The organism is Mycobacterium yunnanensis, from assembly GCF_025823185.1.
Lineage (GTDB): Bacteria > Actinomycetota > Actinomycetes > Mycobacteriales > Mycobacteriaceae > Mycobacterium > Mycobacterium yunnanensis.
This window is the reverse complement of the sequence record NZ_JACKVK010000008.1, coordinates 638,057-652,850: the sequence shown is the minus strand read 5'-3', so window position 1 is coordinate 652,850 and position 14,794 is coordinate 638,057. Positions and strand designations below refer to the sequence as shown.

General features: G+C 65.6%; 11 protein-coding genes. 4 read left to right on the top strand and 7 right to left on the bottom strand.

Going from position 1 to position 14,794, the window contains the following annotated elements; genetic code table 11:
• Window positions 1-13: 13 nt before the first annotated feature.
• A complete protein-coding gene (locus H7K45_RS13110) occupies window positions 14-1,534 on the bottom strand; it encodes a sugar transferase (RefSeq protein WP_263996241.1) in 1,521 nt (506 codons plus the stop codon).
• Window positions 1,535-1,667: 133 nt separating this feature from the next.
• Window positions 1,668-2,375 (bottom strand): GAF domain-containing protein, encoded by a 708-nt coding sequence (locus H7K45_RS13105; protein WP_263996240.1) that lies wholly within the window; start codon window positions 2,373-2,375, stop codon window positions 1,668-1,670.
• A 138-nt stretch (window positions 2,376-2,513) separates the two neighbouring features.
• Between H7K45_RS13105 and H7K45_RS13100 the strand changes: the two genes are divergently transcribed.
• The 3 genes from H7K45_RS13100 to H7K45_RS13090 are packed head-to-tail and all read left to right on the top strand — an operon-like array spanning window position 2,514 to window position 6,275.
• The gene (locus H7K45_RS13100; protein WP_263996239.1) at window positions 2,514-3,791 is read left to right on the top strand and encodes a hypothetical protein; all 1,278 of its coding nucleotides are present in this window, start codon (window positions 2,514-2,516) and stop codon (window positions 3,789-3,791) included.
• Window positions 3,791-4,963 carry a hypothetical protein gene (locus tag H7K45_RS13095; protein ID WP_263996238.1) on the top strand — a complete coding sequence of 391 codons (1,173 nt, stop codon included), beginning with the start codon at window positions 3,791-3,793 and terminating at the stop codon, window positions 4,961-4,963. Before H7K45_RS13100 ends, H7K45_RS13095 begins: the two co-directional genes overlap by 1 nt.
• The gene (locus tag H7K45_RS13090) at window positions 4,950-6,275 is read left to right on the top strand and encodes a hypothetical protein (RefSeq protein ID WP_263996237.1); all 1,326 of its coding nucleotides are present in this window, start codon (window positions 4,950-4,952) and stop codon (window positions 6,273-6,275) included. Before H7K45_RS13095 ends, H7K45_RS13090 begins: the two co-directional genes overlap by 14 nt.
• A gap of 24 nt (window positions 6,276-6,299) precedes the next feature.
• On the opposite strand, the gene H7K45_RS13085 is transcribed toward H7K45_RS13090, so the two are convergent.
• From H7K45_RS13085 to H7K45_RS13070, 4 genes are all read right to left on the bottom strand, one after another.
• A complete protein-coding gene (locus H7K45_RS13085; RefSeq protein ID WP_263996236.1) occupies window positions 6,300-7,244 on the bottom strand; it encodes an NAD-dependent epimerase/dehydratase family protein in 945 nt (314 codons plus the stop codon).
• A gap of 150 nt (window positions 7,245-7,394) precedes the next feature.
• On the bottom strand, window positions 7,395-8,957 hold the full coding sequence (locus tag H7K45_RS13080) for a glycosyl hydrolase family 28-related protein (RefSeq protein WP_263996235.1): 1,563 nt from the start codon (window positions 8,955-8,957) through the stop codon (window positions 7,395-7,397).
• Entirely contained in the window at window positions 8,954-10,075 is a 1,122-nt protein-coding gene (locus H7K45_RS13075) for a glycosyltransferase family 4 protein (RefSeq protein ID WP_263996234.1), read from the bottom strand. Before H7K45_RS13075 ends, H7K45_RS13080 begins: the two co-directional genes overlap by 4 nt.
• A gap of 36 nt (window positions 10,076-10,111) precedes the next feature.
• Complete coding sequence (locus tag H7K45_RS13070; protein ID WP_263996233.1) at window positions 10,112-11,260, bottom strand: hypothetical protein; 1,149 nt, start codon at window positions 11,258-11,260, stop codon at window positions 10,112-10,114.
• A gap of 368 nt (window positions 11,261-11,628) precedes the next feature.
• Between H7K45_RS13070 and H7K45_RS13065 the strand changes: the two genes are divergently transcribed.
• Window positions 11,629-13,563: a cellulose biosynthesis cyclic di-GMP-binding regulatory protein BcsB gene (locus H7K45_RS13065; protein ID WP_263996232.1), complete on the top strand. Its 1,935-nt coding sequence runs from the start codon at window positions 11,629-11,631 to the stop codon at window positions 13,561-13,563.
• Between the two features lie 38 nt (window positions 13,564-13,601).
• Here H7K45_RS13065 and H7K45_RS13060 read toward each other — a convergent pair whose 3' ends face one another.
• Window positions 13,602-14,741, bottom strand: coding sequence for a glycosyltransferase family 4 protein (locus H7K45_RS13060; RefSeq protein WP_263996231.1), 1,140 nt, complete (start codon window positions 14,739-14,741; stop codon window positions 13,602-13,604).
• Between the last annotated feature and the right edge of the window lie 53 nt (window positions 14,742-14,794).

Here is a 14,794-nt window from a genome sequence, read left to right as displayed (position 1 = left end):
TGGCGAGCGACGATCAGTCCTCCACGCTACGCAACACCGCCAAGACGGTCAGCACCAAGACCTTGAAGTCCAACCGCAGGGACCAGTTCTCGATGTAGTAGTTGTCGAACTCGGCACGATCGGCAATGGAAGTCTGCCCGCGGAGGCCGTGCACCTGAGCCCACCCGGTGATGCCGGCCTTGACCCGGTGTCGATCACCGTAGCGCCGGACCTGCATCTCGAACAGCTCGACGAACGCCGGTCGCTCCGGACGCGGTCCCACCAGACTCATGTCCCCCTTGAGCACGTTGAGCAGCTGCGGCAATTCGTCCAACGACGTCTTGCGCATGATCTTGCCGATCTTGGTGCGGCGGTCGACGCCCTCCACCCCACCCGGGGCATCCCCGGCCTTGGGCGCGAAGCCCTCCTCCGACGGAAGCAACGGGCGCATGCTGCGGAACTTCAGGCAGTCGAACACCTTGGCGTCACGCCCAACTCGCTCCTGACGGTAGAACACCGGGCCGGGCGAGGTGACCTTCACCAGGAAGGCAAGGCCAAGGAACAGCGGCGAGATGAGTAGCAGGCCGATGGCGGCCGCCGTGCGGTCGAACCCGTGCTTGAGCGCGAATTGCCAACCCTTGGGGTCCACCCGGGTAAGCGCCAACAACGGTATGCCACCGAGGTGTTCGACCCGGGTACCCACCCCGACGGCGTCGAACATCCGCGGCACGACGAACACGCGGATACCCAGGTTCTGGGCCGCCTGTGCCGCGCGCGCCAGCTCCTCGTCCGACAGCGACGACGGAGCCACGATGAGGTCTTCGGCCCTGACGGCGCGCGCCGCGCTTTCGAGGTCGTCGGTCGTGCCCAGATACGGCAGGTCGAGCATCTCGGCCTCGGGCGGTTTCGCGGCGTCGAGTAGACCGACGGGGTTGAGTCCGTATTCGGGTACCTGCCGCATCCGCGCTACCAGCTGAGATGCAATCGGACCCGATCCGACGATGAGCGCCGGGGCACCGACTCGATGCTTCTTGCGTAGATATCGGTAGACGAGCGACCTGACGAGCCTCACCGTCGGTAGGAAGATTGCGGCGCTTACCCACAGCCGTACGACGAGATCGCTTGGGCGGACGTAGTTCTGGAGGATCTCACCCGGCGGAAGTGCGGGCACCGCCACCATCAGCAGCGTCAACGTGCCCAGCGCCGCCACTGCGACGGCGGTCTCGACCGGTTCGAAGTCGTCGAGGAACTTGAAGTCAAGCTTGCGCGTGTACAGGGAGCGGGTGCTCAGGACCACGACGACGAACGGCACGAAGGCCCAGGAGTAGACCAAGACGTTGCGATGATCCTCGGTGCTGGGCAACAACGCGTGCGACGCAGCAACCGACCCGGCGGCGGCAAACACGTCGAGGATGAGGGTGATCGAGATGTGCCAGCGGTCCGAGCGAAACCGATCCATCCAATGCGGGTTGTTCATGGGGGCGCGAGCAACGGGAATCTTTGGGCTCGAGGCCGTCGGCGACACCATGGCCCGCGCCCCGGACACGTGCGTCATCGCGTTCACGTCTAATTCACCCCGATCCCCCCGCTAACAATCGCCGGACCGACTCTAGTGGCGATTGACGCAGACGTAGGTATTTATCCCACAATTTGAGCGCGTTTGCCGCCCACCGCCGGGGAACCCCCTTCTAATGGCCCGGTCCGAAGGCCCTCTCCGCGGCGAGGCTGGCGAAGTCGCCCAGGATCTGGACGTGCCCGGTGGTCCACAGCCGGGGCTCCTTGTCGAAGACGCACAGCGTGCCGATGGCGTTCTGCTCATCGTCGACCAGAGGGATACCCAGGTAGGCCACCACGGTGCCGTCGAGCACGGCTGGGTGATTCTTGAAGACGGGGTGAATTCGAGCGTCCTCGATGATCAACGGGGTGCCCTTCGCCAAGGCGTATTGGCACACCGACCGGTCGAGCGGCGTCTGCCTTTGCTCGGGGGACAAATCCCCCATTCCCACCGTGCTCTTGAAGAATTGCCGGTCGACGTCCACCAGCGAAACCGCCGAACTCGGTGCGTCCAACGCAGCCGCGGCCGCCCGGGTAATGCGGTCGAACGCTTCGTCCGGCGGAGTGTCCAACAAACCGGTGGCATACAAGGCCCTCAGCCTCGACGGGTCGTTTACGGTCTCCGAAGTGTCCGGCATGGCGGACACAGCAAACACTCCGGACGCGGCGAGATGCGTCATCAACTCGATGAACCCGGGGCCGCCTGCCGCCCGCTGTTCGTTGACCATCCGCGACGCGACGGAGCGCGCCACGTACGTGCGGACGTCCTCACCGACGACGCGCGCACACTCCTCGAGCTCGCGGTTGAGCCAATCGTCGAATCCCGTCAGCGAGCTCGTCACCAGCTCACGGTATCTGAGCGCGGGGGTTCTGTGTCGGCCGACGACGAAGGTCGTAATTGCGACGAAGGGATGCCGGGGTCGCAAACCCGTCGTTGACTTGCAAAAGATTTCCGACGAGTCACCGTAAGATCCGCTTCTATGTCACGGGGCGCGGCACCGCCGCTCAAGGTGCCACGCCAGGCGTCCAGACGGCGGAGCGCACGGCTCGCGGCCGGAGTAGCCGTCGGCGCAGTCGTCGGAGCAGCCGTCGGCGGTCTGTGCTTCTCGGCATTGGGCACCGAGTCCACCGCCACTGCGCTGGTGCGAATTACCCCGCCGGCGGAGTTGACGGCATTGGCCACCGGTGCCGACCGCAGCACGCCCGACACCGAGGCCTACGTCACCCAGTACGTCGCGGGCGAAGTCGCCTTCCTGTCGGGAACCGGCTTCACCCGCGCCGTCGGTGCCAGCCTCGGACAGAACGACTCGGCCAAAGTCGACGTACTGCAGGAGAAGGGCTCGGCCGTCATCGACTTCAGCGGCAGCGCCGCGTCCGATGCGGAGGCAATCCGGTTGGTGCAGGCGGCCATCGACGTCTATCGCGGTCAGGTCGGCGAGCGGTCGAAGCGTCAGCTGCTGACCATCCTTCCCGCCCTCGACGCGTGGGAGGCCGAGGCCAACGCAGCGGGTGATCTGGCGCGCGTTCGCGACGTTCGGACGGTGCGCGAATCGATCGACCTCGCGGCGGGCACTCCCGCGACGATTGCGGTGCTCCAGGCACCCACCGCGCAAGGAGCCTCCGAGAGCAGGTGGCTGCTCGGTGCGGTCTTGGGTGCCCTCATAGGTGCCAGCCTCGTGCCGCTGCGCCAGTTCGCCCGCCGTCGCAAGACGGGATACTTGGCCGCGGCCAATGACGTCGTGGCCTACGTCGACCGTGTGATCGGGCCGACTGTCGACCTGGATGAGGTTGCGCGCCTTGACCAATCGGGCGTGTTGGGGCGAACGCTCCTTGCCCAGTGCACGTCACCCGGACCCGCTCGGATCGTCGTGGTCATCGGGGCGTCGTCGTCCTCCGGAGCGGAGGTCGTGGCCTCACTGCTGGCGGCTGCCGCCGCAGAGGGTGGCCCCGTGAAGTTCATCCGACTCCAGGATGAATCTTCGTCGCCATTCGGCGCGGTCGAGGACGGCGCAACGGTGGTCGTCGACGCTGGTGCCCTGGGAGATTCGTGGCTGCTGTCGGAAGCCGTGCGCCACGCCACCGACCTCATCGTCGTCGCAAGACTCGACGTCGACACCGTGCAACAGTTGTACTTGGTGCGCTCCGCCACCTCGGCGAGCAGTCGTGGACTGGCCGCCATCGTGACTTATCGCCCACGGCATCGACCCCCGCGTCACGGCAGCGGTGTGGTCGCGGCGACCACCTCGACGCACACCTGATGCCCGGCATCAAGCACGTGGCCGCAGTGGCCCAGGTGGTCGCAGGCTTGGCGCTCAACGCTTTTCCCGCAATCTTCCTCGCCGTATACGCGCGCATCGCGCCAATCGACGCCCAGGGTTTCCTCGCTCTGTCCCTGTCGATTGGTGTGTACGTGGCCCAACTGCTGAACGCCTTCATCGTCGAGGGACTCTTGGCGACACCAGGTGCCGACCATCGGTTGACCCTTCCGACGTGGACCGCTCTGCTCAGCGTGGCATCGGCAGCGGCTCTCATCGCCGGGCCCTCCGTCGCCTACCCCGTCGTGTTGATGTTCAGCTCGATAGGACTCATGTCGGGGTTGTTGATCACGAGGTCGATCGGAATGGTTCGCGGCGACTGGCAGCGTGAAGCGGTCGCGGCGACCGTCCTGATCGCCGCCGGGGCGGGCGCACTCGTCTTGGCGATCCACCACAACGAGCACTGCGTGCGAGTCCTCGCTGCTGGAGCATTGGTGGCCACACTGGCCCGTTATCGGCCTCGAAGCGCGCGCGGCTTTTCCGGAATGCCGCCCGACGTCCGGAAGTCGAGCTGGGTGACGGCCGAGACTGCGGTCGTGGGTGCGGTGCAGCCCGCGATCACATCCGTCGTCCTGGTGACCATGGGACCCGCCGCCTCCGTCGGATTCCGTGTCATCTCGACGGTCTCGAACGCGCTCGAACCGATCATCGCCTACGGTCGCTTCCGGCTACTTGCGCACGGCCATCACGGTGAGGTGTTGGTCGTCGTCGGTATCTTCGTCGCGGGTCTCGTCGGAGTCCTTGCAGGTGCGTTTGGTGGACTCGGCAGCCTCATCTTCGGCCCCGCATGGGCGAATGTCGGTGCAGTTGCATTGATCTTGGCATGCCTGTGGAAGGGCCTGATGCTGACGTCGACGGTGCCGTTCGCGGCATTACGACGCGCGGGCGAGACCACGATCGTGTTCTGGGTGCGAGCCGCCAGTACCGTCGTCTATCTGGTGATGGGTGTCGGCTTCTTGCTGGGATGGCATTCCAACACGGCCATCTTCATCGCGTTCGTCCTCTCCGAGTCCTTCACCGCAGTCCTGTATCACGTCGTGGCCCGACGGAGCGCTCCTGGATACGACATGAAGCTTTCCACGTCACTGGGCAAGAAGAATCATGCTCGCGACTGATCGCCACTGGTCGCCGGCCACTGACGTCGAGACGATTCCGCCCCCGGCCAAGTGGTTCACTCCGGTCGTCTTCATCCTGGCCCCCGTCCTCGCATCGTTCGGCGCGTGGATGGTGTTGGGCGGCCTCGCCATGATGGGATACGCAGGCGGGTCCTGGGAGAAGCTCGCTGGCTTCTCCGAACCGGCGAGTCTCACGCTGCGAAGCATTGTGCTGCTTGTCTTCTGGTACGCAGCGGTGACCGCCATGTCGATGGCGGGCTGGCGCCTCGGGCGCCAATCGAACCCGCGTCCGGCGAGGGTCGTCCTGACTACGTCACCCACGTTCGAGCGTCGCTACTTCTTCGTCATCCTGCTCGCCGCCACCGTGGGAATCGGCTACTCGCTGTACCAAATTGGCAGCCCACTCGCGATCATTTCCTCCCTCAGCGCTCAAACCGGCAACGACCTCTACAGCTCCCTGTCGAAGACGACCTCCCCCACGACCCTGCGGTACTCGACCATCCTGGCTGCGCCGGTGGGCGTCTACCTGTGGCGCCGGAAGCTGCTTGCCTGGCCGTTCATGGCCTTCGCGGTTGCATTGTTGCTCGCGAATGCCATGCTGGCGCACCGGCTCTCCCTGCTGATGGCGAGCGTGGTCTACCTCGCGATGTGGGCGCGCCAGCGGACGACGACGCGCCGTAGCGCGGCCACGACGACCAATCGATGGATTGCGATCGTCGCCATCGCGGTGGTCGGTTTCAGCCTGTTGGGCGCTCTCAACTACTTCCGGAACGCGAATTACTACCGCGACGCCGGCGTCTCCAACCCCGCGGCGATGAACCTCTACCAAATGGGCGCGTACCTCGCCGTGCCCGCGCAGGTGTCGATCGGCGTGTCCGATGCCGTCATGAGCGGCGCTTGGCATGTGCCGTCAGACCCGGTTCACGCCTTGACCGCGATCGAGCCGACCTTCCTCCAGTTCGAAAAGGTCAGCAAGGACGACAGCTGGAAGCGAGCCTCCGTCTTCGGCTATTCGGTCAAGTTCGCGCCGAACTTCTTCACCGTGTCGGTGTTCGCGGACACATACGCGCTGTACGGGACGTGGGGATGGATCTACACGTTCGGCTTGTACGCGTTCGCCGGCTACTTGCTGGCACGAATGACCAAGTATGGCACCGTCATCGCCGGTTCGGCGGGTGTCGTCGCCTACTGTTTCTCCGAGATGTGGCGGATCCAGATCTTGAGCTACGGCATCGTCATCTATCTGTTGCTTCTGACCTTCGGCAGCGCCTTGATCGCCGGCGTGGGCATGAAACGCGATATGGAACCATGAGCGTCGTTGCGAGAATACGCGGCCTCACGTCAAACGGCCTTCGAGCGCCGGCAGGAATTCCGGGTTCGCCCACGTCCGCGTCAAGGTCTCGTCCAGGTCGTGCGCCGGTCGCCAGCCGAAGACTTCGCCGATGTGGGTGATGTCCGCGCCCAGGAACGGCCGGTCGACCGCACGCATGCGGCTCGGATCTTGCCGAACCTCGAACTCCAAGCCCAGGACTGACCGCATTCGCGACAGGATCTCGTCGACCGAGTACTGCCGCCCACTGCCGAGGTTCACCGTTTCACAGGCCACTCCCTCGGGGTTGGTTCCAAGGGCCACGGACGCGAAGCCGTTGGCGGCGTCGAGGACGTCGATGTAATCGCGCTTCGGCCAGATGTTTCCGAGACTGATGGACTCCGGCCCCTCGCGCAGCTGGGCGACGATTGCAGGCAGTAGGTGCGGGTTGGTCTCTCCGGGGCCGATGACGTTGAAGAGTCTGACGATGGCCGCCGAGATACCCCGGTCGGCGGCGAAAGCACGCACGTACGCCTCACCCTGCAACTTGGTGATTCCGTAGATGTCGGCAGGACCGACCGTGGACTCGAACTCGCGGTGGTCCGCTTCGTCGGGCGTGTAGACCGCGCCGCTGCTGGCGAAGACGAAGCGCGTTCCCGCCGGGCAGCTCGCCAACAAGTTGACCGTACCCGCCACGTTGGTGGCAACCGCATTCGCCGGATCGGCATCGCATTCCGGAATGTAGTGAATCGCCGCCAGGTGGACGACGATGTCCGGCTGAAATTCTTCGACCACCGCCCGGGTGGCAGCGGGATCACGGATGTCCACCTGCTGAAGGCGGAACCCCGAGTCGGCCCTCTCGAGCCAATCGGGCATTCCGTATCGCAGCAGATCTGCCACCAGCACATCGGCTTTCGCGCTCAGAATGCTGACCAGCTGCTTGCCAACGAAGCCTGCGCCACCTGTGACCATTATCCGCACGTGCGTTCCCCCTGCCATTTGGATGAGTGCCATCCCGACGTGTTCTGCTCCCGAGACGGCACCTCACGGTACCCCCGCGGTGCGCGCGTCACAGGCAAACCGATCGGCGCCGTGCTGCTAGACAAGGTCTTTCGGCGCCGTTCAACAGGTGACTGCCCGGTTCGCGAACTCCGCGGGTTCGACGGTCAGAGCCTTCACCGCGAGAGCGGACGAGTCCGGATTGCAGTCCGTCGGTTCGTCGACGGTCATCGGCTGCCACGACTGAGGTGCGGCCGGCCAACGCAGTGCCAACGCGTCGATCACACCGGCGGTGCTCTCGAAGCGCGCACACGGCATCGGATTAGCGGCGGCATCCGGGTTGGTCACGGTCAGCTCCAGGTCCCCCACCGTGAGCCGGCTGGTGTTCTGCGCCGAGAAGAGCGTTACCGCCTGCGAATGGGCGACTGTCACGTGGTCCATGTGTACGTCACTGGTTCCGGCCAATCCGACACCTCCGTTGCCCCCAGCAGCGGACGTCGAGTCGACCGTGCAGGTTCCAAGGGTCACCCCCGTGACTCGTTGACTCGACAGCGATTCCACCCGCACTGCCCAATTCGTGCACCGCCGCAACCGAGCGTCACCCACGTCTACGGAGAAGTCGCTGAAGCGCGGATCGGCGTCCACGGGGGGACGCGCCAGCACGTGGATCCCCGTCTCACAATCATCGGCGGTGAGACCATGGACGGAGAGACCACGGGTGCTGAGGTAGTCCCACGCCACGTCGTATCCCGAGGTCGCGGAGTCGACCATGACCGCCGCCCCATACTGCTTGTCCGACACCGTCAATCCGTTGACGTCGACGCGCTGCGCACCAGCCACGCGAATGCCGTTGGCCCGCCCACCGGACACGGTGACGTTCTCGATCGCGAAGTCGGCATTCGACCAATCGGTCAGCTCGGGAAACGCGAACGTCTCCGCGGCTGGATCGAAGGACGGCTGGTCGCTGAAGTACGTGACGAGAGCAAGCCCGTCGTCACCGTTGTCGACGGCCACGTGACCGCTGACCTTTGCACGACGGCACGCGTTGAAGTGCAGACCGTCCGCCTGGGTCCCCTCGACCCGGAGGTCGGACACCGTGATGTCGGAGACGCCCAACATCACGACACCCGCCTGCGGGGCGGAACGAATGACGCACCCCGACAGACTGACTCCGCTCACCGGTGCGGGCGATCCACTCCACCCGTTCGGCACGCCGCCACCGTCTACTGCATACCCGACGATCCTGACTCCGTCGCCCATGGAGCGTTTGGTGGAACGCGCCCATCGGACCTCGACGTTGCGCAAGGAGACGTTCGTGGCCGGCCCCCGAACGAGGACGCCATGACTGGTGCCGGTGGCAGTTCGTGGATCCACGTTGTCCATCACCAGTTCTGCGCCCGGTTCGAAGTTCACGTCGACGTCGGACAAGCCCGCGATGCAGACGGCCGCTCCAGATCGTGGATGGGCCTGCGCGAAGCGATAGCTTCCGGCCGGAAAGTGCAGCACGCCGCCCGATGTCAGGGCTGCGACGGCCGCGGTGATGGCCGCCGAGTCGTCTCGGCTGCCATCACCGACGGCACCGTGGTCGCGGACGTTCACCGTGGACCTCGACGCGGACGGTGCACAGGCCATGGCGACGATCGCCGGTGGGGCAACGAGAAGCAAGCTGCGCCTCGAGATCGTCATACCCGACATTGATCGAGTTTCGCCACGATCGTCGACGCCGCGGCGTCGAGCGAGATGTGCGCTTGACGCTGTGTGACGTGCGCCCATCCTCTCGACGTCAACTCGGCGCGAGCGGAGTCGTTCAGGCAAAGGGTGCGAATCAGTGTCGCGAGTTCTCGGTGGTCGTGCGGATCGAAGTAGTCGGCACCGGTCCCGCACGTCTCTCGAAGCGACGGGATGTCCGAACAGATGACCGCCGTATGCGACGCCATTGCCTCCAAAGGCGGAAGCCCCGCGCCCTCGTTGAACGACGGCATCACCAAGACGTCGGCGCCCGCGACCAGTGCACGGAGATTCTCGAAGTCGAGCCGTCCAATCATGCGGACACGCTCCCCGAGAGCACTCGCCGCGGCATGCACCCGTTCGTCGAGCATCTTGACCGACGCGCCACTGCCCGCAATGACCAAGCCTTGCGGGACATCCTGCTGCACTTGGTCAAAGGCCTCAAGCAGGGCCGGCAAGTTCTTGTGACGCTTGACGTTGCCGAGGTAGAGGACGTACCGGCCCTGCACCGGCGACAGCCCGGCGTCGACCGGCTCGAGCCACTCCTCGCCAACCGGAATGGGCGTGACGACGAACTCGGCCGACGGAACGAATCGAGCCAGCGCTTCAGCGGCGGCCTGCGTCGGACTGAAGACCGTGCTCGACCTACGTGCGTCGACTTCGAGCATCGCACGTGCGTACAGGCGTCGGCCCACGCCTTGACCACTGACGTCCTTCGCCAAGAGGTGGTTGTCGTCGTGGACCGTGACGAAGCTCAACACATGCCGATTGGCCCGACGCAGGAGGGTGAACGGGAACGGATAGTGGGGCACCCAAAGCGCCTTGGGTTGGGTGTCGCGCACGGCCGCATCCCAGGCGCGTTGCTCGTCAACGGAATACATGGGGGCACCCGGAAATTCGGAGAAGACGACCCTGGTTGCCTCGCCGACGGCAGGCGCGTTGTCCCGATCCACCAACACCGTGAGTGCGCGACGATGCTCGGCCAGCATCGATTCGAGACGGGAAAGCTGGGTGCGAATGTAGGTGCCTACTCCGCTCTGATCGATGTGTCTGGCATCGAACAAGAGGTCGGTCATCCGACCATCGTCGCCCATCCGGGCGTTCGCGGTCGGTCAATCCGTGCCAAACATCCGAGTCCACGGCCGGCGACGATAGGTGAACACGGCCATCAGCGGGATCTCGCGAGACGCACCCCTGATGTTCAACCCGCGCTCTGCATTTGCTGCATCGTCGAAGGCAAGTCGTGCGACCAATACGACCGTCGTCGCCGTGTCGACGAGGTCGGGGGTCAGGCCCTCGTCGCCAATCACTCCACCGTCGACGATCCGCGTCGTCGTCCCAGGTCGATCCGGGCTGAGCTCGACGGCGAGCGCCAACAACGACGAGACGGCGGACGCACCCGATGCGCCCGACGTGCCGACGACGAGAATGACGCGAGATTCACTGCCAGAAGGGCAAATTGCATGAAGAGTGCTGGCGAGGCGCGTCTGCTCGGTCGACCATTCGTCTCGCGCCGGCATGTCGAGGTCGACGGCGGGAAGGAGGACTCCATCGGCGTTGTCGGCGATCACACCCGCAAGCGTCCCCACTCCAGACCGCCGCCAGCGGATGAGCAGCCCGACGGCCGCACAGGACCCACCTACGAGTCCACCAAGAACCACCCCCGCAACCCACGGTTCGACACCAGGCCCGCCGACTGTCGGCGGCTGCATCACGAGGAGGTCTCGCGCCATGTCCGCCTGCAGCTGCACGCTGTCACGCAACCGTTGAATGTCCCGCATACGTGAGGGGTCGGGCCCGCTGCGTGACTCCCACAGGGCGAGCCTCGGCAGGATGGTTCGCATCTCCTGGTCGACGCGCTGTTCGAGTTGTTGGGCATACAGATCCACGGCTGCCTGGACGGTCCTCTTGGCCTCGTCGCCGGACGAGCCGCTGAAGCTCACCGACACCACAGCAGATTCGTTCTCCTCGATGACCTTTACGTGAACGGGCTGGTCCTTCGCCAATTTCCTGGCAACGGCTCGCGCGAAGCCGTCGCCGGACAGGTAGGCGACCTCACCTTTCACGAACTGCGTCGTCCCGTCCTGATTGTCCGGGGTCACCTGACGCGCCCCTCCCGCAACGGCAGTCAGGTCCGCGGGATCCTGGAGTCGCAAAAGCGCTGTCGCGGTGACGTTCTTGTCCACACCAACGAAGGCCAGCCCGCCCACCAACGCCCCCAGGAGAGCCCCGAGGAGGGCGCCGACGATCAGCTTGGCCATGAGCAGCCGTGTTTCGAGCGACGACAGCCGGTCGATCGCGCTCGCGGGGACTCTCGACGCGTGGGGGCCCAACAGCGGCGCTCCGTCCTTTAGCCGTTGCGGAAGTCATGGTAACTGCGCCGAGTCGTTCCTCGGACCGGACACCGCGCGACACAGCCTGACACCAGAGGGCCGCCACGGCGCCTCGCCAAACGGCGCGTTGTCCTCCACGGACCTTGGTTTCCCAGTACCGTGCGTCTGCAAAGACGATCAAGAGGCACTTACTCGAGGCGGGAGCGACGGTGTCTTCTCGGCACGTTCACGGGATCGGTACGGCGGCGAGCGCAGGGGCGGGGCGTACGCCGTTGCGGCGAAACGTCGGACCGGCCTTGAGGCTGTTGCTGGCGGTCGCGCTGGCAGGCACGCTGGCGACCCCGCTTTCCGCTCGAGCCGATCCGCTCAACGCCGATCCCGCGACGGTCGACGACTTGGCGTTGCCGTGGAGTGATCTGGGCCTCAACCCGTCGATGACGCTGGTCGGTGCAAACACCAATCAGGACTTCACGATTCCCGTCCAACCCGGCATGACGGTCCGACGCCTTCGCGGCCTCATCCACGCACCCGTGGACTTCGGAGCAGGATTCGTCGAAATCGACGACACGATGGGCCGATTCCTGGCGACGGTGGAATTGCCTGCCGTCAGCTCAGCGCAAGCCGTCGTGCCGTTCGACGTCGACGTCTCGGCAGCACAACCCAGCCGATCTGGCACCGGACTGTCCTTTACGGTCCGAGAGCCTTCCGTCCCCCCGGACCAGCGGTGCGGTCGGGCGGAGCAAGTACAGCTCAGCGACCTCACCGCCGTCTTTGCCGGAATCGAGCCAGCTCCCAACACCCTTGCCGATTTCTTCCCACCGATCCTCCGCGCCTTGACCATCTACGTTCCCCAGAATGCCGATCAGTCCGAGCAGCAGGCGGCACTGACGATGGCCTCGGTCGTCGCGCGAACATACGCGCCCCAGAAGACCGCGATCACGGTGGTGAAGCAGCCTCGCGGTGCGACGCCTCCGCCGGCGCCACAACTCACCCGTGCAGTGGTGATCGAATCCGGCGACGCGACGCTCAGCGTCGTGAACGCAGGCAGGTCCGACGTATACCTCAAGGTCGCCGGACGAGGTGACCAACTCGCCGATCAGCTGTCACCCGTCGTCAACCAGCTGCAATCCCTACTGCAGATTCCCAACGCACGGGTCGAAAAGGCCGGGTCGCGTTCGGAAACCGCCTCGGACGAGCTGACCTTCGGACAACTGAACATCAAGGGCGAGAGCACCGTACTACGCACGTCGAAGCTCACGGTGGGGGTCGACCGCTCGGCCCTCGGGGCGCGCATCGACGGCGTGCAGGCACACCTCCTCGCCAACTACACGCCGGTCGCGTCACTCGACTCTGCGAGTGTGATGGTGCGAGCCAACGGCCAGGTGGTGTACACGTCCCCTCTGAACGAGAGCGGTCGCCTCGACGCCACCTTCGACGTACCCTCCGAGTTCCTCAAGCAGAGAATCGATCTCGAGTTCGATCTGACATTCAGTCCCCGGCAGCTGTGCAGCCCCACGATTGCCCCGTTGACCTTTCAGCTCGACCCCCGTTCGACGTTGACGGCGCGACGAGGCGGCCCGGCGTTGGGCGGGTTCAGCTCGGTCCCTTCGGAGTTCAGTCCCGAATTCCTGGTCGCGTTCGACGGCTCGAACCCCGATGAACTCGACTACGCGGCCCGGCTCGTGGCGGACATCGCACGCACCAGCGGCACGCCGATGATGCCACGGGTGGTCGACGTGGACTCGGCTGCCGACTCGACGACGGGTGCGCTGATCCTGGCCAACGCTGCCACGATCGGCAAGACGTCGCTGCAGCCGCCCGTAAGCGGCGAGAGCACCGACGTACGAATCGATTTGAGCGACCAACTGCGCACAGACATCGACGGCGGCTTGGGATCCGTTCAAGCCTTCGCCGACCAGCCGCGAAACCGTACCGTCATCCTCGTCACCACGAGCGGCGCGTGGTCGCTCGTCGAGCCCATTCTGGACTACGTCGACGGGCTACCCGGAGGATGGTCTCAATTGGAGGGCAACGTCGCGGCCGCCGGAGCCGCGGGCGTCGTCGACGACCTGACGATCGATCCTGACCGGACCGCACCGGCGGTGTCAGCAGACGACGCGAGCTGGCTGACGTGGGTCGCCGTCGGTGCGGGGTGTGTGGCGCTCGCGGTGGTGATCGGAGGGACGATTCTCGTGCGTCGCCGCCGCCGACGCAATGCGACGGCCCCCTAGGAGACGGCCTCAGCGCCCCGACCGCGGGCCGTCACACATCATGTCGAGATGGTCTGTCGGACTCGGTCTTCGAACGTGGCGGCGATGCCCGACCAGTCCAGTGACTTGGCGCCCGTCAGTCCGGCCTGGGAGAAGCCGTCCCAACCCTCCTCGGCCGCCAGCAGTGCGTCGGCGACGTCGGCCGGTGCGGTGCCGCACACGATGCCCGCACCGTACTGCGCTACGACGTCCTTGCCGCCGTTCTCCTCGAAGCGGGGCGTGACGACCGGAAGCCCGCTGGCCATCGCCTCGGCGATCACTCGGGGAAACCCTTCCCGAGTACTGGGCATGCCCAATACCGAGGCCTGCGAGAGCAGCTCGATCTTGCGATCCTCGTCGATCGCACCGAGCACCTTGATTCGCGCGGCGTTGGGTGACCGGCTCGCGTATGCGGCGACGTCGGCGCGCGACGGTCCGTCGCCGGCGATCACCAGGTCTCCGGCCAAGCCGCGGTCGACCGCCAGGTCGAACGCGTCGACGAGTAGGGGCATGTTCTTGTGCGGTGCCAGCCGGCCGACGTAGAGCACCCCTGAGCGTGTGCCGCGTTCCGCCGATCGGTAGCGGTCGAGTTCGATGCCGCTCGGCAGCACCGTGAAGTCCCGGCCCGACTGGCGACCGATGGTGGCGGCCACGGCCTCACCGACCCCGAAGTTCGTGGCGACCATCCGAGGGAAGATCCGCTGCAGGATGAGTACCGGGTCGGCAGTACGCACCTCGCACCAGTGAATCGCACTGCGGGCCCTGGCGCGCTTGCTCAGCGCAGGCACGTGGAACAGCGGCCACTGGTTGAGCAGGTGGAAGTCGTACCCGCCGGTGGCGGCGACCCGTCGCACGTCGGCGCTGTACCGAAAGATGTCGGACCAATTGCGGCGCAGGACGGGGATCACCGGTTTCGGGTAGACGCCGCTGCCCTGCGTGCGGTGGACGTGGACGCCGTTGATCCATTCGTCCGCCGGCAGCGCCGCGTCGTGGGAGATGCAGAAGACGTCCACCGCGTGCCCGCGGCGGACGAGTGCCTCGGCAAGCTCTTGGAAAAACACTTCCTGCCCGCCGACGTGGGGATGGTAGAGCTCGGTGAGGAAGGCCAGTCGCAACGGCGTGACGCCACCGTCGCCGGGTTGGGAATGAACGCTGCTCATTTGCGCAGCAATGCTATCAGCGCGAGGGTAAATTGCCTCCCAAAGCGGAAGGT

Excerpts from the sequence above, each read along its gene's own strand:
- H7K45_RS13110 (WP_263996241.1), bottom strand. The coding sequence starts at position 1,534 with ATGACGCACGTGTCCGGGGCGCGGGCCATGGTGTCGCCGACGGCCTCG.
- H7K45_RS13100 (WP_263996239.1), top strand. The coding sequence starts at position 2,514 with ATGTCACGGGGCGCGGCACCGCCGCTCAAGGTGCCACGCCAGGCGTCC.
- H7K45_RS13095 (WP_263996238.1), top strand. The coding sequence starts at position 3,791 with ATGCCCGGCATCAAGCACGTGGCCGCAGTGGCCCAGGTGGTCGCAGGC.
- H7K45_RS13090 (WP_263996237.1), top strand. The coding sequence starts at position 4,950 with ATGCTCGCGACTGATCGCCACTGGTCGCCGGCCACTGACGTCGAGACG.
- H7K45_RS13085 (WP_263996236.1), bottom strand. The coding sequence starts at position 7,244 with ATGGTCACAGGTGGCGCAGGCTTCGTTGGCAAGCAGCTGGTCAGCATT.
- H7K45_RS13080 (WP_263996235.1), bottom strand. The coding sequence starts at position 8,957 with ATGACGATCTCGAGGCGCAGCTTGCTTCTCGTTGCCCCACCGGCGATC.
- H7K45_RS13075 (WP_263996234.1), bottom strand. The coding sequence starts at position 10,075 with ATGACCGACCTCTTGTTCGATGCCAGACACATCGATCAGAGCGGAGTA.
- H7K45_RS13070 (WP_263996233.1), bottom strand. The coding sequence starts at position 11,260 with ATGGCCAAGCTGATCGTCGGCGCCCTCCTCGGGGCTCTCCTGGGGGCG.
- H7K45_RS13060 (WP_263996231.1), bottom strand. The coding sequence starts at position 14,741 with ATGAGCAGCGTTCATTCCCAACCCGGCGACGGTGGCGTCACGCCGTTG.